We start from the raw sequence: 19,996 nt of genomic DNA on the forward strand, positions 1-19,996 counted from the left end.
CCTGAGATGCGTATCGCGGGAGGCACTACGGCAAACATGGGGCCTAGCGCGCGATGGTATTGGTACGGCGAATTTTGTTCTGCAGTTGCAGCACGCCATAAAGCAGCGCTTCGGCCGTTGGCGGGCAACCGGGAACGTAAATATCGACCGGGACAATGCGATCACAGCCGCGCACCACTGAATAAGAATAGTGGTAGTAGCCACCGCCATTGGCACAGGAACCCATGGAAATCACCCAGCGCGGTTCGGCCATCTGGTCATAGACCTTGCGCAGCGCAGGCGCCATTTTGTTGACCAGGGTGCCGGCAACGATCATCACATCGGACTGGCGCGGACTGGGGCGGAAAATAATCCCAAAGCGGTCAAGATCGTAGCGCGCGGCGCCGGCGTGCATCATCTCCACGGCGCAGCAGGCAAGCCCAAATGTCATCGGCCATAAAGAGCCGGTTCGCGCCCAGTTGATCAGTTGATCGGCCGTCGTGGTGACGAACCCTTCTTCCAGCAAACCTTCAATGCTCATCACACGCTCCCCTCGTTCAACCCGAGGCCGACCCAGTCAGAGGCAACCTGATGCGAGGTTGCCGGATCAGAGACCACCGGACTGGCGATCATTCCCATTCGAGTGCGCCTTTCTTCCACTCGTAAATAAAACCGACAACCAAGATGCCAAGGAAGAGCACCATGGCGACCAAAGCCGTCATTCCCAAGTCATCGAGCACCACGGCCCAGGGAAAAAGAAAGGCGATTTCAAGATCGAAAACGATAAAGAGGATAGCGACCAAGTAGTAACGCACATCAAACTTGATGCGGGCAGTCTCGAAGGCATCGAAACCGCACTCGTAAGGAGAATCCTTCTCCGCATCAGGCTTGCGTGGACCAATAAGTGCGCCGAGCAACAAGGGGCCAACGCCAATGAGCAGCGCCACTCCTATGAAGATCAGAATATGCAGATAGCCCTCGAGCATGCGAGTGCCTCCTCCCCGGCGCAACAGTGGTTGTTAATCCAGCCATTCCAGCAAGCGCTGTGTGACAGTCTTCAGGAGAACCAGCATTTTCTGGGTCATCCTGTTTTCTGGTTGCTTATTGATCCGTATTTAGCGGATCCGTTTTTGGTGCCGACGGCCGGACTCGAACCGGCACGGCTTGCGCCACTGCCCCCTCAAGACAGCGTGTCTACCAATTCCACCACGTCGGCAAAAACCTTCATTGTTCTTTGGTGTCCGATTGACTCTGTGAGTCGTCACCCGCTGCATCGTTACCCACTGCATCGACAGGCGCCAGATCCTGGAAATCCGGGGATGTGCCTTCGGCAGCCTCGCCGCTCAGATGCGCAGGCAGATCACCAAGTGGCACGTCAGAGGATTCTGCTTCCGTCCCCATCGAACGCGCCCCGGGTGGCAAATCGCCAATCCCGTTTTCACCCGTGCCCTGCCCAACTTCTTCGGCACTTTGGCCGCCCTCGGGTTCAACAGCAAAGGGCAGCGCGGATTCGCTTACACCGGGTTCAGACGCTGGCAAAGCGTCCATCAGACCGGCGGGTTCCTCGACCTTGGTTGCGTAATAAGCCAGTGCGATACTGGTCAAGAAAAAGGCGGTTGCGAGAATGGCTGTCGAGCGCGATAGGAAATTGCCCGACCCCTGCGCTCCGAAGACAGTCGCCGATGCGCCACTGCCAAAAGCAGCTCCGGCATCCGCGCCCTTGCCATGTTGTATCAGCACCAGCGCGATCAATCCGATCGCGAGCAGCAGATGGAGGATGGTTAAAACTGTTTGCATGAAAGACTCGCGACCTCAAATAGCCGCTTCCACTCAGCCCTGGCTGTTCTGATATTCCAATCCAGGATGCCAATATGGCAGCCTGGACCCCAATTTACGCTGAAAACTGGCCCAAATCTGTGGGGCCAGATAACCGCGACGCGCTCGCACCGCTGCGACCAGGCAACTGCTCAGGCATTCGCCTCTGCCGCCGCGCAAATGGCGAGAAAGTCGCTTGCTTTCAAGGCTGCGCCGCCAATCAGGCCGCCGTCGATATCCCCCTGCCCGATTAGCTCCATGGCATTGCCAGGCTTCATGCTGCCACCGTAGAGAATCCGCACCGCATCGGCATGTGCCTGGCTTTTGGCAGCAATGCGCTGGCGCAGGAAAGCGTGCACCTCCTGGGCTTGCTCCGGGGTGGCCGTGACGCCTGTGCCTATGGCCCAGACCGGCTCGTAGGCAATGACACCGCTACCAATGGCCTCTGCTCCAATCCCTTCGAGGACGGCGTCGAGATGACGCGCGACCACTTCCTCGGTCTTGCCATGCTCGCGCTCCTCAAGGGACTCGCCCACGCAGAGAATGGGAGTGAGCCCAACGGCAAGCGCCTGCTGATATTTCTTCGCGATGGTCGCGTCGCTTTCGGCGTTGAACATGCGCCGCTCGGAATGACCGATGATTGCATAGGTGCACCCGAACTCATGAATCATACGCGCGGATACTTGGCCGGTAAAGGCCCCGTCGGTTTCGCTCGAGACATCCTGCGAGCCCCAGCGAATGCTCGACCCAGCGAGCAGATTTTCCACGATAGGCAGGTAAGGGAATGGCGGACAAAGGGCGACTTCCGCCTTGCGGATGTTACCAGCTCCGGCTTTGATGCCGTTAACAAGATCAGCAGCGTCCGCTTTGCTGCCGTTCATTTTCCAGTTACCCGCAACCAATGGCTGGCGCATGTCGAAATCCCCTCCAAAAAAGAGCCGTGCATGTTAGCGATATCGCGCGTTCCGCGCAACCCGGCGCGGCCTCCGGGATCAGAAAACGCATCCTGTCAGGCGTCGGGCACCATGACGCGCCAATCAAAGGCATGCCAATTCAATCATTTGAGCAAGACTCCCACGCTTTTGTCACAATTAGAAATTGTCGCGCGCGGACACTTTCCCGCACAGGCGCCCTGACCCCCATGGACCCAGCCACCTCAGACAGCCCAAAGATCCCCCCCATCGCTAAGGAACTCTGACCCATGCCCCAGGAATCCAAACCATCCGACATTCAGGCACCTGCCCGGACCCAGGTCTCCCTGCACCGCAACGAGGCTGGCAACCGGGTGATGGCGCAGGTCGCCATTGGCAAGCAACCGCTAACCATCGATCAAAACTGGCTCACTGCCGAGCTCGAAAGCGCCGAACTCAAAGGCGCGGTCATTGCAAAAAGCGGCATTCTGCAACTGCAACGGATGCTCGCAAGCGGCGAGAACGGCACGGTCGAAATTGGCGAATGCCACGATGCTGAGGTCGGGCTCCGGCTTAGCGAGGACAATCTGGTTGCCAAGCTGACACTAAAAACCGCACGCGGCGGCTCCCCGCTATCGACAGAACATCTCAACGATGTGATTGAGCACGCCAAAATTGCGCCGCACCTAATTGACCAAAAGACCATCAACCGGTTGCTCGCGGCGGCGCACACTGCAAGACCGGGCGCCACGCTGCAAATCGTTATAGCACGCGGCAAGGCGGCCATCGACGGCAACGACAGTCCGTTCGAACCGTTAGTCAAAATCAGTCAGAGACGCCCGGCCGAGCGCGCCGACGGATCGCTCGACTACCGGGATCTCGGCGCCATACCGACCGTCAAACCGGGCGATGTCCTGATGCGTCGCCATCCCCCGACCAAAGGCGTGGACGGCTTCAATCTCCAGGGAGAGGTTATCAAGGCCAAAGACGGCCGTCAGCTACCCTTTAATCACCACAAGGGAACGGCAGTCTCTGAACAGGACCCGAATCTCCTTGTTGCCACCGTTACCGGACAACCCGTGTTGCAGCAGGCCGGCGCATCGGTCGACCCGGTGTTAAAAATTAACGAGGTTGACATGCGCTCGGGCCACATCGACTACGACGGCACCCTGATGGTCAAGGGCAGCGTCAGCCCCGGAATGCGCATCAAGGTGACTGGGGATGTCCAGATCATGGGCATGGTGGAATGCGCCGAGATCTACGTCAGTGGAAACCTGGATGTAAAAATGGGAATTACCGGACCGAGCGACGACGCACGCCAGGAGGGACTGAGCATGCGCGTTCATTGCGGAGGCAACCTGAGCGCGGGGCATGTCGAAAAAGCTGAACTCGATGTGAAAGGCGACATCGCGATCAAGAGCCAGATCACCCACAGTCAGGTCAGATGTGATCATCATGTGGTAGTCGGCTCCACCGGCCAACCACGCAGCGGGATTGTCGGAGGTCGCGTACAGGCCAGCAAACTGATCCGCGCCCAGACATTGGGCGCCGAGGCGGGCATCACAACCGAGGCGATGATTCAGGCATCAACCGATATCATGCGCCAACTCGAAGACCACAATGAGAACGTCGCCTGCAAACAGGCAGACCTTGGCCGCTTGCTAAGGGTAATGGTCGATCTGTCCAAGACCCAAGCCCCGGACATTGAACCACGACTGAAAAAGATCAACAGCACCTGCAACACCCTGAAAGCGGAGTTGAGCACCCTGACTGTGGAGCGCGATCAGCTGCAAGCGACGGTCGATGCCATCGCAGGCAGCTGCATTGAGGTTCAGGACGCCATCTACCCGCGTGTTTTTATCACCATTGGCGACAAAACGCAGGAGATCATGGACAGGGCAAACCAGGTCCGCTTCTGCTATGCCGAAGGTCGGCTACGACAGAGCCCGCTCAAAGCCAAGTGATGCCCAAAGCCCGGCAGTCGCAACTATTTTCCTTCATTTTCGTCCATAAATTCTTTAAAAGACTTGACGATTACCGCCCACCAATCGATGGTATCTTCCATGTTCTCTGAGGTGACGCCGTAGCGAATATTCACTGGAAATCTGACCCCAGGATCACCCTCCTCGTCGATGAATGCCTTGCCGAAGCGCTGAGTTCGATTCCACTCATTGATCTTCTCCAGCGACAACTTCACACCTGTCCAACCAGACACAAACTGTATGTCTTTACAATCTTTTGCTTCCTCACAGCCGTAAAAGTAAATCCCATATTTGATGCCGTTAGTCCGACCGCTAATCATTGGGTCGCCAACACCATCAGTATCCAACTCAGCGCTGCCGAAGCCCTTCGCGAGACCTAAAATGGCATCCAAGCTATTTGCGTCAATAATAGTCGGTGAATCAGCCGCAACCGCCGGCGTCACAAAAGCGGCTGTTAGAATGGCTGCCCGCAGAACAACTCCAAACGCATGATTTTTCATGATGTTTAAGCCTCCTAATAAGACTGTTCGCTACCTAGACTAAAGACTCGCGCCAAACTATATCGCAAAACCTTTCTTGGTGTCGCCATGGGTGGCTCACCGAGAGTCCAGGCAGCCCAAGGTTGACAGCAGCTCGGCAATCCGGCCGGTGAGAAATCGCTTCCGCCGACGCAGCGGCCATAGCAACCGGGACATGTCAGGATTATTTGAATCCAATGGCAATCAGCGAGAGGATCAGCACTAACACCAGCGCGAACACCATCAGGACACCCAAGAAGCCACCGAGCATTAGGGAGGCAGCCAGCAATGGTCGACGGCGCGCCAATCCCGCAAAGCGCGACGGCCTGTCCTGGCGCTGCGGCAAAGGCAGGTGATCGGCCACCGCAGCAATTCGCGCCAAGCGCTCCAGAATGGACCTGACCCAGTCCGCCTCGAAATCGGCGCGTTTTAGTATGCTGCTGCCGTAGTGCAAAGTCTCGGGCTCGAAGTAGACACTGCCCTGCAGGCCGCCGTGCGTCCGCTCGGTGAGCAACCCGGCGATGTCGTCGATCAGCTCGGAGCAGGCCAGCAGACGCTGGCCCCAGGGGACATCCCTCGCCACACCGCGGAAGTTTGTCAGTGCTTCGGGCACCTTGTCGATGACCTGCGTGCCGCGCCAGCGGTAGATCCGGCGCATCAGGCCAGAGTTGGCAAAGCCCGCCGGGACCAGATAGAAGCGGGTGAGAACCTTGGTCTGCAGCTCGATCCGCAGCCGGAAACCGAGGTGCTGGCGGTAGCGAATCTCGCCGGCATATCGCGTGCGGCCCTGGCGACTGATGCTCAGGGTCACAACCCGACCCTCATATTGGCCCTTCCACTGCATCACCCCGAAGCGCTGCGAGCGCTCCAGGCCCAGCGCCGTCAGCGCTTGGCCGAGGGCATCTGTGGTCTCGCTACCATTGGTTTCGATGGTCGTGGTTTGCTGGTTAATGTTTTTCTGGGTGATGTTTTTCTGGGTGATGTTTTTCTGGGTGATGTTTTTCTGGATAATGTTTTTTTGGGTCATGCGATGCCCTCACTGCTCACTAACGTCCACATATATCCTAAACTGTTCGGCGCAGAGCTTGTCTCAGTGTTGCTGGGATGGGGCTTGGCGCGCCTGTTAAGACTGGGGCCCCGCAAAGTCCAAAACGGGCAAGCCCAAGCCCCAACAGCAGGAAGTGGTAGGCGCCACCGCTACGATCCCGCGCAAGGCCAGAATCTTGCTGAGCCGAGCCCTCGCCGAAAGGTGCGTGGGACCAGATGCCGAGTGTACATGGCGGATATGAAGTTGCGCGTGGAAGCCGCCGATGCGGTTTTTTTATCCCGATATCTTTGTCACCTGCAGCGAGGCTGACCGGCAACAGCCACTTTACAAAAACGAACCCGTTTTAATTGTCGAGGTGCTATCTGAAGGCACGGCCGACGCAAGTCCAGTAGACAATCAAGCGCGCGATCCATCGCGACAGTGCAAAACAGAATCCAACACCAAAGCCAAGAGGAGCTTTACCATGGCCGAGACCATGAGCGAGATTATGAACCCGGCAAACAGCCAGCATGACCCGCGGTTTCCGCATGCTCCAGAAGGCTGGAGCAGCGCCAGCGCCGAAGCCACGGCCAGTGCTGACGACCTGAAATTGGAGGCAGATCACTGGGAGCTGATTAGCGCGCTGCAGGCGTTCTTCGCAGCCGATAAGACGCCCAATGTTCGCAAGCTGCACGACGCGCTCGATGAGCATTTTCACGCGCGCGGCGGCATCAAATACCTCTATGAGCTCTTACCCGGCGGCCCCGTGGCTCAAGGCTGCCGTCTGGCCGGCCTGCAGGCGCCAGCTGGCGCCGTCGACAAGTCATTCGGCAGCGTTCAGTAGCTCGAGGCGCATCATGCCGCGGCCAGCCGACGCTGGCCGCGACACAGAAAGAACGGTTGTCCCAAGACCCGGGCAGCCCTCCGCGGCATGCTAGCCACGGACGAAGCGAACACTAAACGGACTAGACCGCCTACTCAGGCGGTATTTAATAGGAGGCCATCATGCGACAAAATGTTGGAATCGCGACCCACCTGGTCCTAGCCGCTGCGGGCTTGGTAGCGCTCGGCTGGACTCACACCGGGCTCGCGGATGAGAGCTGTCTAACCATCGTGGAACGCGCGGGAGCCTCCATCCCAGAGGAGCGGGCCGCCAGCTCAGCCCGTGGCGGCCCGCCCGCGCCGGCTCCCGAGATACTTAATTTTATGGAGCCGCACGACATTTTGGCGCCGCTGCAGGAGTCGCTCCCCCCGACCCGGACGGCTCCCCAATCAGCCCGGCCGGCCATGAAAATGGCCGATGGCATGGGCAGGGTGGCCCCGCCATCGCCCAGCCCGTTGCCCGAGGCAGGCATCGTCGAGCGTGATCGCTTCTCCGAAACGGACCTGAACGGCGTCATTCGCACCCGCGATCAACCCATCTCCACCTTCTCCGCCGACGTGGACACCGCCTCCATGGGCGTCGTGCGGCGCTTTATCCGCGACGGGGACCACCCTCCGGCCGACGCCGTGCGGGTGGAGGAGCTGGTCAACTACTTCGACTACGACTATCCGCGCCCAGAGAGCGCCGCAAAACCTTTCGCGCCTTCGGTTAACCTGATGCCGTCGCCCTGGGGGCAGGGGAGGGAGCTGATGGTGGTCGGCATTCGCGGTTGGGCTCCGCAACGCGCTGAACTGCCGCCAGCCAACGTGGTCCTGCTGGCTGACGTGTCCGGATCCATGCGCGGCCCCGACCGCCTGGACCTGGTCAAGCGCTCCATGGCCCTGCTGGTGGACCAACTTGACGGCGACGACCGCGTCGCCCTTGTCACCTACGCTGGCGCCGACCGCGTAGTCCTCCCCCCAACCTCGGCCGCTGACAAGCAAACCGTCTGCACCGCGCTTGGGCGACTCACCTCCGGCGGCGGAACCGCCGGCTCCAAGGGAATCGCCACCGCCTATAAACTGGCCGAGGAAAATTTCAAGAAAGGCGCCATCAACCGCATCATCCTTGCCACTGATGGCGACTTCAATCTCGGCGTGGTCGACGATGGGCGGCTGGAGGACTATGTCGCACGCAAGCGCAAGACCGGCATTTACCTCAGCATCCTCGGCGTCGGGCGCGGCAACTACAACGACAAGACCATGCAGAGGCTGGCCCAGGCGGGCAACGGCATGGCGGCCTATCTTGACTCCCTCGAGGAAGGCCGGCGCGTGCTGGTCGAGAAGCTCACCGCCCAGTTACAACCCATCGCCGATGATGTCAAATTCCAGGTCGAGTTCAACCCTGCACAGGTGGCCGAATACCGCCTGGTCGGCTACGAGACGCGAATGCTACGCGAGGAAGACTTCGCCAACGATGCCGTCGACGCGGGCGAGATCGGCGACGGCCACAGGGTCACTGCCATCTACGAAATCGCCGCGCCCGGCTCGGCCGGCCTGCGGCTCCCGCAGCGACGCTATGGCGACAGACAGGGCGCCGAATCCGCATCCTCCCCAACATCCTCGCAAACCCCGTCACCCGCGGATCGGCAGGCCGAGATCGCCCATCTTCGCATCCGCTGGAAAGCCCCTGGAGAGACCGCCTCACGCCTGATGGAGCGACCGGTCACCGCAGCCGACAAGGCGCCCCTGGCCCAGCAATCCGACGATACCCGTTTCGCCGTCGCCGTGGCTGGTTTCGCGCAGATCCTCCAGAACAACCCGGCTGTCGGCGATTACAGTCTCGGCGACCTGCTGCAACTCACTCGAGGCGCCGTCGGCAAAGACCAAAATGGCCACCGCGCCCGCTTCGTCGAACTGGTCGAACAGGCGATGGCCTTGAATTGATTCTGAAACTCGCTGACACTTGCGCATCTAATCCACCCAACCGGGTCAGGGCTCGCGGCCGCTGCTGTCCATCAGCGCCGGCGGCGGTGCTGGTGAGCACGGCATCCTGCAAACCGGACTGACCTTGGGTGAGCATTACTCCCACCCAACTGGAGCCCTGAAAAAACCCTGGGCTCGACGACGAGCTGGCCTGCAAGCTTTGCTTTCAGGGGGAATGCGAAGACACAACCCTCGGCGTTAGCGACATGAGAGGCAATTTCTCCAAGCAATTCCCAAGAAAAATGCTTGATCCGTTAGCCGACTCGTAACTAGACTAAGTCTAGCTAATTGAGAGGGCCAGCGATGCAAACGCTGTTCAACATTCATGAGGCCAAGACGCGCCTGTCGCGGATCATCGAACAAGTCGAATCCGGTGGTGAAGCAGTGATTGCCCGAGCCGGCAAACCGGTCGTGCGCCTGGTGCCCATTGAAGCACCACCGGCTCGGCGCGTGCTCGGGCGGCTCGCCGGACGATACAAGCTACCCGCGGACGACAACGAACCGCTGCCCGCGACCCCTGCCGAATTCATCGACGCCATCGAGGGTCGATGATGCGCGTCCTCCTCGATACGCATATCCTGCTCTGGTCCCTCCTTGAGCCAGCCCGGCTCGCGCCCTCTCAAAGGGAGATGCTGGAATCTACCGAACATGAGGTCTTCTTCAGTGCCGCAAATATCTGGGAAATTGCGATCAAGCGCGCCTTGAATCGGCCTGACTTCGACGCGGAGCCCGAGGTTGTTCGCGCGGCCGGATTGGCAACCGGCTTTCACGAATTGCCCATCACCGGCAGCCACGCCGCCACGGTTCGCCACCTTCCCGACCATCACCGGGCTTAGATTTTCAGATCGGCGATGACAGCTGCCGCTTCGAAGCGGCTGAAGACTGGAATCTGAGTTTTCGCCCCTGCGGACAAAAACCGTCTGCAACACGTAAGGCTGCATTGTCTCACAGATAAGCACTGTTTTGGAGACCCTGGTGCGACCCAATGCCGCCAGGGCTGGTTGTCAGCACCATGCCTCGGCTATTTAGGCGCCGCCAGACGAAAGGGGCGGCCAACGGATAAGCCGCGACTAAAGCGTTGGCAACCTGCTCTCTACTCTATCCTTTTAATCCCGCCCGCGGCTCAGTCTGTCGCGCGAAACTCGAATGGATTGAGCAGCTCAACGCCGAAGCCGGCGAAATCCGTGACGTTGCGCGTCACCACCTTCAGGCCATGCACCTTGGCAATAGCGGCGATCATGGCGTCTTCGTAAAGGGTGTCTGAGGTGCGGTGCATCAGCCGCGCCCAGCAACGGAACGCCGGCCCATCCATCGCCAAAAGATTGTAGGAGCCGCTCAACAGATCCAGCCAGACTTCGATTTCCTTGGCTTTCTCGGCATCCTGCTCGCGGGTCAGCTCAATGCCGGCCTGAATTTCGCCCAGGGTGACGGTGGCGAGATGAAGATTGGCATCGTCAACGGACTTGAGCCAAGCGATCACAGCGCCATGTGGCCGTTGTTTGCGCAACTCAGAGACGACATTGGTATCGAGCAAATACACCAGCTTTACTCCAACCTGGCAGTGTGTCTGCGCCGAGCCTTGCCACGTGCCGGCACAAGCTGGTCGGTGCGGGCCGAATCGGTGAGCAGCACCTGCTTCAGTGAGGGCCGCGCGGCCACCTGAAGCCGCCGCCACTCGTCAATGGGAACCAGTACGGCAGTTTCGATTCCGCGTCGGGTCACCACCTGAGGGCCTTCGCTCACGCACGTATCCAAGAACTCACTAAAGCGCGCTTTCGCGTCCTGAACCGGCCAAGTTAGCATTTGGAGCCCCTAACATTAAGTGACTAGACATCTGACCAGTTTATCCTCGCCCCTGCTCCTGAACAAGCCTTGAAGGAAAACAAGGAGCCTGCGGCTCATCTCCAACGACCCTGGTGACAAAGGATCGATCACGGGGCAGCCGAGGGAAGACGAGTCGAGGGGCCGATGAACCCGCGAGGTTTTTTTCGCGGCGATGGCGTGACGGGGTCTTTGGCTACCACAGAAAAAAGCCCCGAGGCGCGAATCCCGGAGGCTGGATGGTGGGAGCCTTTGGTCAGGCGGCATCAGCGGGGGAATCAAGTATCCTGCCCCCGGAATTGCTTGCAGCTTGGGCCTCGGTCAGGGCCGCGCTGGTCCTTCCAGGTGTTTCACGTTCCCCCATGAACGGGCAAATCGGCTAGACTTTACCCATGAGTCGCGAGAAACGCACCCCCTGGCACGAACTGCTGGGCAAGGCCCTCGCCGACGCGCTGATCGGCTTGCCCTATCGCGTCAGCAGCGAGGAAGAGCTGGCGCTACGCAGCCAACGCCTGGATGTGCTCATCATCGAACAAGGGCCATCGCCAGAGCAGACCATTGCCCCACCCGAGGAACGCCCAGATGGGCTTGAGGACTTAGCGGCGCATAATCTGCTGAGCTTCAAAGCCGGTGGCGAACCCTTTGATGTATGGGCAGCGGAAGAACTCAATAGCCACTACGTTACCTACCGCAAACTCGCCTCCATCCGCGCCCTGCGCCACTTGCCCGCTGGCGATGAAACCCCGGTCGCGGAACCGCGCAAAGCCTATCCGCTGCTGCCGGTCGAGGATTTCCGCTCCTACGCCATCGCCACGCGCTTTCCGCGCAAGCTGGTCAAACAACTGCCACCCGGGAGTTGTCAAAAGACCGCAAAGGCTGGAATCTATCACCTACGCGTCGGCACCCGCGACCTGCGCCTGGTGGTGATTAACCAGCTCGAGCTCCACCCGCGCAACGCCCCTTGGGGCCTGTTTGCCACCGACGAGGCGCACTGGCGGGCAGCTTTCACGAGTTATCGCCCGCGCAGCGACGTGGGCACGCACCTGCACAATCTCATCGCCCATCACCGATTTGGAGAAGGCAAGATGGCACACACCTACGAAGACATGAAGCGCGAAGCCCGCGACTGGCTCAAGACCTACCTGCCCCAACTCGACCCCGAGGAACGCCTTGAGGGGCTTGATCCCGAAGAAGTGTTAAGGCGGTTTGATCCCGATGAGGTGCTAAGGCGGTTTGATCCCGAGACGCGACTGAAAGGGCTTGATCCCGAGGCGCGACTGAAAGGACTTGATCCCGATGTCATCGAAGCTTGGTTGAACAAACAGCGCGGTGATCACTGAGGCAGCGCACAAGCGGGCAATTTAAGATTCCACGGCCCCGCCCCGGCCGGCAAGAGCCAACGTTGCACCTTTGATGTGTGGGCGGCCGAGGAACTGAACAGCCACTACGTCACCTACCGCAAGCTCGCCTCCATCCGCGCCCTGCGCCACTCGCCCGCTGGCGATGAAACCCCCGTCGCGGAGCCGCGCAAAGCCTATCCGCTGCTGCCGGCCGAGGACTTCCGCTCCTACGCCATCGCCACGCGCTTTCCGCGCAAGCTGGTCAAACAACTGCCGCCAGGGAGTTGTCAAAAGACCCAAAAGGCAGGAATCTATCACCTACGCGTCGGCACCCGCGACCTGCGCCTGGTGGTGATCAACCAGCTCGCGCTCCACCCACGCAACGCCCCCTGGGGCCTCTTCGCCACCGACGAGGCGCACTGGCGGGCCGCTTTCACGAGTTATCGCCCGCGCAGCGACCTGGGTGCGCACCTGCACAACCTCATGGCCCATCACCGATTTGGAGAAGGCAAGATGGCACACACCTACGAAGACATGAAGCGCGAAGCCCGCGACTGGCTCAAGAGCTACCTGCCCCAACTCGACCCCGAGGAACGCCTTGAGGGGCTTGATCCCGAAGAAGTGCTAAGGCGGTTTGATCCCGAGGCACGACTGAAGGGGCTTGATCCCGAGGCGCGACTAAAGGGGCTTGATCCCGAGGCACGACTGAAGGGGCTTGATCCCGAGACGCGACTGAAAGGACTTGATCCCGATGTCATCGAAGCTTGGTTAAAGAAACAACGCAATGATCACTGAGGCGCCGCAAAAGGGAGCGATGTAACATTCCACGCCCCGACGCAGCCGGCAAGAGCCAAGCCTTGCATCTTTGGTGTTTGGGCGGCCGAAGAGCTCAACAGCCACTACGTCACCTACCGCAAGCTCGCCTCCATCCGCGCCCTGCGCCACCTGCCCGCTGGCGATGAAACCCCCGTCGCGGAACCGCGCAAAGCCTACCCCCTACTGCCGGCCGAGGATTTCCGCTCCTACGCCATCGCCACGCGCTTTCCGCGCAAGCTGGTCAAACAACTGCCACCCGGGAGTTGTCAAAAGACCGCAAAGGCTGGAATCTATCACCTACGCGTCGGCACCCGCGACCTGCGCCTGGTGGTGATTAACCAGCTCGAGCTCCACCCGCGCAACGCCCCTTGGGGCCTGTTTGCCACCGACGAGGCGCACTGGCGGGCAGCTTTCAGGAGTTATCGCCCGCGCAGCGACCTGGGTGCGCACCTGCACAATCTCATCGCCCATCACCGATTTGGAGAAGGCAAGATGGCACACACCTACGAAGACATGAAGCGCGAAGCCCGCGACTGGCTCAAAACCTACCTGCCCCAACTCGACCCCGAGGAACGCCTTGAGGGGCTTGATCCCGAGGCACGGCTGAAGGGGCTTGATTCCGAGGCGCGGCTGAAAGGGCTTGATCCCGATGTCATCGAAGCTTGGTTGAAGAAACAACGTAGTGATCACTGAAGCGCCGCACAAGCGGGCAATTCAAGATTCCACGCCCCGAGCCGGCCGGCAAGAGCCACGCCTTGCATTTGATTGCCTTTTGTTGACAACGGACAAAAACAAGCGTTATGTTGTCCATCCGCACCAGTTGGCGACGCCACCCCCATAGACTGCGCTCCCAGTCTGGCGGCTTAACCACGCATGCGTCGCTTGCCAACCGAGCATGACAAGGAATCGCACATGCCCAAGCAACTCCCCGCAGTTGCCGCCCTCGCGAAGACAGGCCCGCGGACGCAACCGATACCCTCTTGGTCTACCGCTTCGACCGCGCCTGGTGCGGCTCCGGCGGATGCGACTTGCGCATCTACTTCCCACCCAACCCGGTCGGTCAGGGCTCGCGGCTCCTTAAAACCTGGCTTGCTACTTGCATTTCAAGCAAATGACGGAGCCCTCCCATGCGGCATCGAGCCAGGCCAGCCAATCTCCGCACTGCAACGTCAGTCATTCGTTTAAGACCGCCACTGTCATCCATTTATTCCAAGCTTGGAATTGCCAGGGAGGTTGCAACGAATGGCTCAGATTTTCACGGTGAGCTTACTTTGCGCCGTAAAGGCGTCTGACTGGGCTGTCGGCGAAGCAACACAGTATCAAATTGAGACTGGAGGAAGCACGTATGGACACCACAGTTGAATGTCGCGAGGAGGACGGATGGAACGGGATCGCCAACGCATTGGCCAGCCTCCAGCCAGGTGCCATCCTGCGCATTCTCCCGGGTATCTATAGCGGCAGCGAAACGCTGCGGATACCGAGCGGTGTCACCATCAAAGCCGAACCGGGGAGCCTGTTGGAATGGCTCGGGCCAGGTGCCGACGACTCCAACAATACCGCAACCGGAGTGACAGCGGGCAGTTCGGCCGTGCTCGTGGAGGATGCCGAGGATGTCACCCTGATCGGTCTGCACCTGCGAGCTTTGGAACCCAGTTCGCCCCCCGCCGACGGCGCTGAAACGGCTAAGGGAGCCCTTGTTCATGGCCGAGCCACGCGCCGCCTCCGTATTGACGCCTGCGAGGTGGAAAACGGTGGCGGTTTGTTCCATGGCATACACTTGAAAGGCAGCGACCATGCGTCTGTTATTAGCTGCCGCGTTGCCGATTGCTGTAATGGCATTTTTGCTGAGTCTTTTTCAGAATTGCAAATCTGTAACACCTCAAGTGTTAGCAACCATAGTCACGGAATAGAACTCGTACAGCCCATTAACTTACAAGTACTGGCGCTAGCGTCTGATGCCACACTAATCGCCAACCGTTGCCATCACAACCACAACGCCGGCATCGCTTTGTTTCACTCCAAGGCCCATCTTGCAGGCAATGTCTGCTCGAACAATCAGCACGGCATTCAGGTGTCACCCCACCTGTATCTTTTCAGCAAAGGCACCCTGATCGCCAACCGCTGCCATGACAACCATGAGGCGGGCATCATTCTGTTTTCCTCCGAGGCCCATCTCGAGGGCAATGTCTGTTGGGATAACCGGCTCCACGGCATCGAACTTAAACGCGATGAACGGACCCCGAATACCCCCAGCAAAGGCCCCCTGACCGCCAACCGCTGCCATGACAACCACGAATCGGGCATCGTGCTGGCCTCGTCCGAGGCCCATCTCGAGGGCAATGTCTGTTGGGAGAATCGGATCCACGGCATCACTCTGCACCGCGACTCAAAGTCCCCGGATGCCCCCAGCAAAGGCACCCTGACCGCCAACTGGTGTTGGCGCAACACTAGATCAGGCATTCGCTACCTGGCGTCCGATGGTCACGTTGATAAGAACGTGTGCTGGAAGAACGGGGAGAATGATCCTGCACGCCAAGGCCAAAGAATAAAACCACGCCCTGCAGGCATTACACGAGACATCCCGGCCGGCGACCTAACAGTGGGCAAGCATTTCACCGTTCCACCAATGCCTCCAGAGGACCTCCGAGCCTGGTTAATCGACAAGCGCCCCGACAAGGATTTGGTCAATGACCTTCTTGACGAGGACATCGAACCCGCCGAGGAACTCGCGGACTTTTTGACCGACGGTGCTTCACTGTCTTTCGAGCGCTTCTGGGGCATGCCACAGGGAGCGCATCGGCGAAGCCTGCCCCTTACGCATCAACGCTCCCAGCCGACACTTTCCGCCGACGCTGCAACCGCCGATTCTAATGACACCAATAAGTTTGCCATGCGCGTCTATGAGGTTATGCCAGTGGTTTCGGATGACAATTCTGACACCATTGAGATCGTTCGTCGCACGCTTGACGGCGAGCCGATCGCTGAAGACCGTATCGGATCAACAGGACCTCTGACCGAGTCAGCGAACTCAACGGACACTACCTGGCTACCACCACTGTCGCGTTTGTTCGTTAGTTTCGTTAAGAATTGGTTGGATACGTCGATCATGACGCCCAAGAAACAGGCACCCACTTGGGCGCTAGGATTCTTTTCAGCTGATACGAAAGAACTGGACGAACTCCTCGACACTCTTGGCGATAAGGGCAACCGCGAGCGCTGGACAAAAAAAATAATGCAGGACTGGGCTAGCGAACTTGCGACGCAAGACGAAGCGAAGATTCCCGCGCCGCGTTTGCAATTTGGCGCGCCCCTGGTCATTGATCTCGCGGGTTATGCTGAATCAATCCAGCCTCCGTCCTACCCTGAGCAAAAGGATACTGAGCAAAAGGCATCCGAGAAAAAGGAATCTGAGAAAACAGAAGCTGAGAAAAATGCTGAGGCGCTTTGGCAAAAAATTGAGGACACTCTTTTACCATCGGTACCCGACGATACCCGCGGGTTTTCTCTAAAAGGAATGCAGGCTTGGGCTAAGAAACAACCCTTTCTTGCCGTCGAACGGCTCCGAGAAGTCACCTTTTTTCCAGCGTCTGAGTCGTTTTGGTTTTTTCTAATACTTTTTGCCACCCCTCTGGTAATGATCGTTGGTTTTGCGTGGCAACAGGAAATCAACGTGCCGCACCCCTATGAGCTACCCGTTCTAGCGTGGGAACATCTTCAGACCCTTAGTCTGGGCCTAAGATGGTTTTTCTATATTTCCACCGGCTTGGTTATGTACCAAGCATTTATGTGGGCTCTCAATAGTCTGCTACCTAGGGGATTGCATCTTCGCTGGCCAGTCCTGAGTAAGTACGTGGAAACATGGTGGAGCCAAAGAGCGGTTATGAAAGCGTTCGTGGATGATATCAAGGGTTTTTTGTACGCCAGATTAGGCAACCCGGAACCTTCAGCGAGACGCCGGTGGTTAGCGCATCGTTTTAACCGTTCGCTTTGGCGGCGAAACACCTTGGGGATCGTGGTATTCAAGAACCTGGAATGGCTGCCTACCTATGAAGGAGACGGCATCCACCAACCGGCCGACTGGCTCAGAGCACTGGCCGAGTTGAAGAACCCTGATCAGGGATTGCTGATCATTACTCACACAACCGGCATTTCCAACCTTCCGAGTACCTTTTTGAATATTTGGTATCCCTCGACAAACACCCTTGGCGCGAATCCGGAAGGAAACGGATATGGATTATTGGACCGAACGCTTTTATTGCACGACCTTGCCTCTGCGCGAATCGTGCCGCGCACCAGCCTGGAGGAAGTGACTCGGTCGAAACGCATGGAGCCTAAACAGAAAGAGGAACAGGAGACGCGGGCACTGAGAGACTTGTCCAATGCACTCGGTTTACCGAGTCCCGAGCGCCAGGACGACCATGACGAGGAAATGAACGCCATGAAATTGAATGATCAGGAGGAGTTCAAGTTCAAGCCCGTCCACTTGCTACCGGCCACGGTGCTCGGCTCGGTTCCTGGTGGACAAATAGAGTTTCATTTTCGACTTCATAAGTGCAAAGATCTAACCCGTTACAATCAATGTACACCTGACGATGTGGCACAAAATAACGGTTTTACTGACGAAATGTGCGCGCTCGTGATGGCATTGGGTGGTGACAACCAAAAACCTAATGAATGGAGTGACCAATGCGATGACCTCCGCACGGCCTTGAAAGACTATGCGGTGAAGGGGCAAGGCATCCTATTCATTAGATTTAAGGAAAACGGCACGGCATGTCGCCGGCTGATCGGCCGCCCCGCTTTACGGACCAAGATCGCCGATGCTTTACAACGCCTTGATGGCTTTCCGCTAAGCCAGTTGCGCCGATATATCGCAGCGGGTGAAGTTTGGCACCTCAGGAAAGCAATCAAGACGATCAAGACCGCACCAAGAAACGAAAACGCCCATGACTCCTCTTCATTTGCGAGTCGTATTCCCCTTTATCTTCAGGCAGCACATTGGCTATTGGGTGAACGCTTGGCATTGACGCTCCGAGGCGGTGGTGGCGATGACACGAAAACTACGGTTAACCATTCAACCGAAGGGTCCGGTCATGACAATGCGTCTGATTTGAGTGACCCCGCGATAGCAGGCATGACGTGGCAAGAACTTCATGAAGTGTTAATCACGGACTTTATCAAACACGATTTTTCCGCTGTACTCGCCCATGCGGGTCGCATCTACTGCACCTTTCTTGCGGGCGTTTCGGCTTGGGATGAGGCCATGGAGAAATCTGGAGCCCCCGCGACCAATACCGAGGTTCCGAATTTCAAACAACTGCTGGATGAGTTTGATGAGGCGCTCAAACTTGAGGGTAACTCCACGGAAACTGGGGAGCAGAATGAATCCATTCGCACGCGCTTTTATACGGAAGCCCGCGAGTTTGCCGCGACCATGTCGCGGATTGATACCGAAAACGCACAGACCCTGTTTTCGAAACGTCTGCGGCAGGAATGGTCGATGCTACCTGACAGTTTCGCGCGTGTTCTAAAGGAGCACGCGTTTAATCAACCCGGCGAACGACTAATTGGCGAGCTTGTCCAGGCAAAAGACGCAGATGATCTGCTTGATCGGGTCCAAGGATGGGGATTACGGCCCGCGTCGGTTGTCGCTGCGCTAGCCTGGATTGCACTGGAATACAGACGGGATCCAAAAATGGGTGCCAAGCCGCCCAAACCCGAGGATGTGTTGCCCGTTGCGTACTTTGCCAACAGAATGAGGGAATTATTATCCCCGGATATTATCCCGGAAACACTCCCCTCTCTGTTGCCACCGAGACACTTCGAGCCTGAGCAAGGCCAACTCATTGAAAATCTGCTGATTAATGAGACCGACTTTCCGGATCGCCTTGTCGGGCAGCTCAAAGCTGGCGCGGCGGCACACAAGGATTTGAGTCATCGCATTGAGCAATTGCCCCGCATCGATCTGGACGGCGTTGTATTCGGTAGTCGTTCGGCGGTAAACCAGGTGATCAAGGATCTTTACGAGTTGAAGCTCAGCACCGCGCCAAGCTCCTCGGCTCCAACCAAGCACGAGATGGCTGTGGGACAAACGTGAAAGTCAGAGCGCTAGGCCAGCGGCATTCCGTGACCTTGAATCACCGGGCGGAATGACGGCTATTTCGCCTCGGATTCACTCTTAGCAGTCCGTTGTTGTTTCGGTGGCCGTCGTGAGGCGCCTTGCAACATATAGGTTCGTCAAGTCCGCGGCGAAAACCACATTGCAGGGGCTGCCCATGAAGGCATCTCCACTGTCCCTCGCCTCGGGCTGCGGAATAAAAGGCGCGGTGGACCAGGTTTACAACCGATCCGGCCCAACCTCCCCACCGCCACCGCGCTGCCTCACCTCCTCCACAATCGCCTGCAAGGTTTCCGCATCCACGCCGCCGCGCCCGACTGCCTCGACCAGGGCGCGTAGTTGGTCGGAGACGGCTTGGTCTGGCGGCTCGGGGAGTTCGATGCGGCCTTCGTTGATGGCGGCCTCGAAGGCTGGGGCGAAGGTTTCGATGATCTCAAGCAGGCCGTGAATCGCCCGATGGAGTTGCCTGCTGGTGAGCTTGGCGTCTTCGAGCGGGAAATCGATCATGGCGCGGATTTCGCCGTCGCTGGCGTCGTATTCCAGCTGGAGCATCTTGGTGCGCCAATTGATCATCAGGCACAGCTGGTAAACAGCCAGCGCATGGGGGCCGTCCTTGTAGGCGTATATCTTGGGTGCGAAGACTTTGAGGAATTCGCCCTCTTCTTCCGGGGCGATGATGATGGTGATCCTGGTGTCGCCTTCGGTGTTGCGGTAGCGACTGGTATTGAAAACGAAGCCGATGAAGCCTTCGTCCTCCTTCAACTCGTGCTTGATGTTCTTTTCTTCTAGAAAGGCGGAGATTTCTTGCAGGGATGTGGCCAT

General features: G+C 58.4%; 18 protein-coding genes, 1 tRNA gene and 1 pseudogene. 10 read left to right on the plus strand and 10 right to left on the minus strand.

Features of this window, described 5'->3' with window-relative positions; genetic code table 11:
• Positions 1-43 precede the first annotated feature (43 nt).
• The 5 genes from Thiofri_RS14705 to tpiA all read right to left on the minus strand — a co-directional run bounded on the left by Thiofri_RS14705 (position 44) and on the right by tpiA (position 2,708).
• Positions 44-520, minus strand: coding sequence for a NuoB/complex I 20 kDa subunit family protein (locus Thiofri_RS14705; RefSeq protein WP_009146990.1), 477 nt, complete (start codon positions 518-520; stop codon positions 44-46).
• Between the two features lie 88 nt (positions 521-608).
• Positions 609-965, minus strand: coding sequence for an NADH-quinone oxidoreductase subunit A (locus tag Thiofri_RS14710; protein ID WP_009146988.1), 357 nt, complete (start codon positions 963-965; stop codon positions 609-611).
• 145 nt (positions 966-1,110) lie between these two features.
• Positions 1,111-1,195: transfer RNA gene (locus Thiofri_RS14715), tRNA-Leu, on the minus strand.
• A gap of 8 nt (positions 1,196-1,203) precedes the next feature.
• The gene (gene secG, locus Thiofri_RS24815; protein WP_009146987.1) at positions 1,204-1,776 is read right to left on the minus strand and encodes a preprotein translocase subunit SecG; all 573 of its coding nucleotides are present in this window, start codon (positions 1,774-1,776) and stop codon (positions 1,204-1,206) included.
• 170 nt (positions 1,777-1,946) lie between these two features.
• On the minus strand, positions 1,947-2,708 hold the full coding sequence (gene tpiA, locus Thiofri_RS14725; protein WP_009146985.1) for a triose-phosphate isomerase: 762 nt from the start codon (positions 2,706-2,708) through the stop codon (positions 1,947-1,949).
• A gap of 287 nt (positions 2,709-2,995) precedes the next feature.
• On the opposite strand from tpiA, the gene Thiofri_RS14730 reads away from it, so the two are divergent.
• On the plus strand, positions 2,996-4,669 hold the full coding sequence (locus Thiofri_RS14730) for a DUF342 domain-containing protein (RefSeq protein ID WP_009146984.1): 1,674 nt from the start codon (positions 2,996-2,998) through the stop codon (positions 4,667-4,669).
• A gap of 23 nt (positions 4,670-4,692) precedes the next feature.
• Here the strand turns inward: Thiofri_RS14730 and Thiofri_RS14735 are convergent, their stop codons facing one another.
• Complete coding sequence (locus tag Thiofri_RS14735; RefSeq protein WP_009146983.1) at positions 4,693-5,187, minus strand: YbjN domain-containing protein; 495 nt, start codon at positions 5,185-5,187, stop codon at positions 4,693-4,695.
• 202 nt (positions 5,188-5,389) lie between these two features.
• Entirely contained in the window at positions 5,390-6,232 is an 843-nt protein-coding gene (locus Thiofri_RS14740; RefSeq protein WP_009146982.1) for a hypothetical protein, read from the minus strand.
• Positions 6,233-6,445: 213 nt separating this feature from the next.
• Here Thiofri_RS14740 and Thiofri_RS24820 point away from each other — a divergent pair.
• The 5 genes and pseudogenes from Thiofri_RS24820 to Thiofri_RS14760 form a co-directional block, all read left to right on the plus strand.
• Positions 6,446-6,626: pseudogene (locus tag Thiofri_RS24820) on the plus strand (Uma2 family endonuclease); the annotation flags it as partial.
• 90 nt (positions 6,627-6,716) lie between these two features.
• On the plus strand, positions 6,717-7,076 hold the full coding sequence (locus tag Thiofri_RS14745) for a TusE/DsrC/DsvC family sulfur relay protein (protein ID WP_040854915.1): 360 nt from the start codon (positions 6,717-6,719) through the stop codon (positions 7,074-7,076).
• 161 nt (positions 7,077-7,237) lie between these two features.
• Entirely contained in the window at positions 7,238-9,040 is a 1,803-nt protein-coding gene (locus Thiofri_RS14750; RefSeq protein WP_009146980.1) for a vWA domain-containing protein, read from the plus strand.
• Between the two features lie 342 nt (positions 9,041-9,382).
• Entirely contained in the window at positions 9,383-9,631 is a 249-nt protein-coding gene (locus Thiofri_RS14755; RefSeq protein ID WP_009146979.1) for a type II toxin-antitoxin system Phd/YefM family antitoxin, read from the plus strand.
• Complete coding sequence (locus Thiofri_RS14760) at positions 9,628-9,915, plus strand: type II toxin-antitoxin system VapC family toxin (RefSeq protein ID WP_223296660.1); 288 nt, start codon at positions 9,628-9,630, stop codon at positions 9,913-9,915. Before Thiofri_RS14755 ends, Thiofri_RS14760 begins: the two co-directional genes overlap by 4 nt.
• 287 nt (positions 9,916-10,202) lie before the next feature.
• Here the strand turns inward: Thiofri_RS14760 and Thiofri_RS14765 are convergent, their stop codons facing one another.
• Both Thiofri_RS14765 and Thiofri_RS14770 read right to left on the minus strand, forming a co-directional pair.
• On the minus strand, positions 10,203-10,619 hold the full coding sequence (locus Thiofri_RS14765; RefSeq protein WP_009146977.1) for a type II toxin-antitoxin system VapC family toxin: 417 nt from the start codon (positions 10,617-10,619) through the stop codon (positions 10,203-10,205).
• A 5-nt stretch (positions 10,620-10,624) separates the two neighbouring features.
• Entirely contained in the window at positions 10,625-10,822 is a 198-nt protein-coding gene (locus tag Thiofri_RS14770; protein ID WP_407702903.1) for a type II toxin-antitoxin system prevent-host-death family antitoxin, read from the minus strand.
• 470 nt (positions 10,823-11,292) lie between these two features.
• On the opposite strand from Thiofri_RS14770, the gene Thiofri_RS14775 reads away from it, so the two are divergent.
• From Thiofri_RS14775 to Thiofri_RS14790, 4 genes are all read left to right on the plus strand, one after another.
• A complete protein-coding gene (locus Thiofri_RS14775) occupies positions 11,293-12,240 on the plus strand; it encodes a hypothetical protein (protein WP_323705312.1) in 948 nt (315 codons plus the stop codon).
• A gap of 75 nt (positions 12,241-12,315) precedes the next feature.
• Positions 12,316-13,035: a hypothetical protein gene (locus Thiofri_RS14780; RefSeq protein WP_323705314.1), complete on the plus strand. Its 720-nt coding sequence runs from the start codon at positions 12,316-12,318 to the stop codon at positions 13,033-13,035.
• 351 nt (positions 13,036-13,386) lie between these two features.
• Entirely contained in the window at positions 13,387-13,749 is a 363-nt protein-coding gene (locus tag Thiofri_RS14785; RefSeq protein WP_323705316.1) for a hypothetical protein, read from the plus strand.
• A 652-nt stretch (positions 13,750-14,401) separates the two neighbouring features.
• A complete protein-coding gene (locus tag Thiofri_RS14790) occupies positions 14,402-19,153 on the plus strand; it encodes a right-handed parallel beta-helix repeat-containing protein (RefSeq protein ID WP_009146974.1) in 4,752 nt (1,583 codons plus the stop codon).
• Positions 19,154-19,393: 240 nt separating this feature from the next.
• On the opposite strand, the gene Thiofri_RS14795 is transcribed toward Thiofri_RS14790, so the two are convergent.
• Entirely contained in the window at positions 19,394-19,996 is a 603-nt protein-coding gene (locus Thiofri_RS14795; protein ID WP_009146972.1) for a YbjN domain-containing protein, read from the minus strand.

Source organism: Thiorhodovibrio frisius (genome assembly GCF_033954835.1).
GTDB lineage: Bacteria > Pseudomonadota > Gammaproteobacteria > Chromatiales > Chromatiaceae > Thiorhodovibrio > Thiorhodovibrio frisius.

What these genes read in the sequence shown, in the direction of transcription:
- Thiofri_RS14705 (WP_009146990.1), bottom strand. Translation starts at nt 520, where the DNA reads ATGAGCATTGAAGGTTTGCTGGAAGAAGGGTTCGTCACCACGACGGCC.
- Thiofri_RS14710 (WP_009146988.1), bottom strand. Translation starts at nt 965, where the DNA reads ATGCTCGAGGGCTATCTGCATATTCTGATCTTCATAGGAGTGGCGCTG.
- secG (WP_009146987.1), bottom strand. Translation starts at nt 1,776, where the DNA reads ATGCAAACAGTTTTAACCATCCTCCATCTGCTGCTCGCGATCGGATTG.
- tpiA (WP_009146985.1), bottom strand. Translation starts at nt 2,708, where the DNA reads ATGCGCCAGCCATTGGTTGCGGGTAACTGGAAAATGAACGGCAGCAAA.
- Thiofri_RS14730 (WP_009146984.1), top strand. Translation starts at nt 2,996, where the DNA reads ATGCCCCAGGAATCCAAACCATCCGACATTCAGGCACCTGCCCGGACC.
- Thiofri_RS14735 (WP_009146983.1), bottom strand. Translation starts at nt 5,187, where the DNA reads ATGAAAAATCATGCGTTTGGAGTTGTTCTGCGGGCAGCCATTCTAACA.
- Thiofri_RS14740 (WP_009146982.1), bottom strand. Translation starts at nt 6,232, where the DNA reads ATGACCCAAAAAAACATTATCCAGAAAAACATCACCCAGAAAAACATC.
- Thiofri_RS14745 (WP_040854915.1), top strand. Translation starts at nt 6,717, where the DNA reads ATGGCCGAGACCATGAGCGAGATTATGAACCCGGCAAACAGCCAGCAT.
- Thiofri_RS14750 (WP_009146980.1), top strand. Translation starts at nt 7,238, where the DNA reads ATGCGACAAAATGTTGGAATCGCGACCCACCTGGTCCTAGCCGCTGCG.
- Thiofri_RS14755 (WP_009146979.1), top strand. Translation starts at nt 9,383, where the DNA reads ATGCAAACGCTGTTCAACATTCATGAGGCCAAGACGCGCCTGTCGCGG.
- Thiofri_RS14760 (WP_223296660.1), top strand. Translation starts at nt 9,628, where the DNA reads ATGATGCGCGTCCTCCTCGATACGCATATCCTGCTCTGGTCCCTCCTT.
- Thiofri_RS14775 (WP_323705312.1), top strand. Translation starts at nt 11,293, where the DNA reads ATGAGTCGCGAGAAACGCACCCCCTGGCACGAACTGCTGGGCAAGGCC.
- Thiofri_RS14790 (WP_009146974.1), top strand. Translation starts at nt 14,402, where the DNA reads ATGGACACCACAGTTGAATGTCGCGAGGAGGACGGATGGAACGGGATC.
- Thiofri_RS14795 (WP_009146972.1), bottom strand. Translation starts at nt 19,996, where the DNA reads ATGGCCACATCCCTGCAAGAAATCTCCGCCTTTCTAGAAGAAAAGAAC.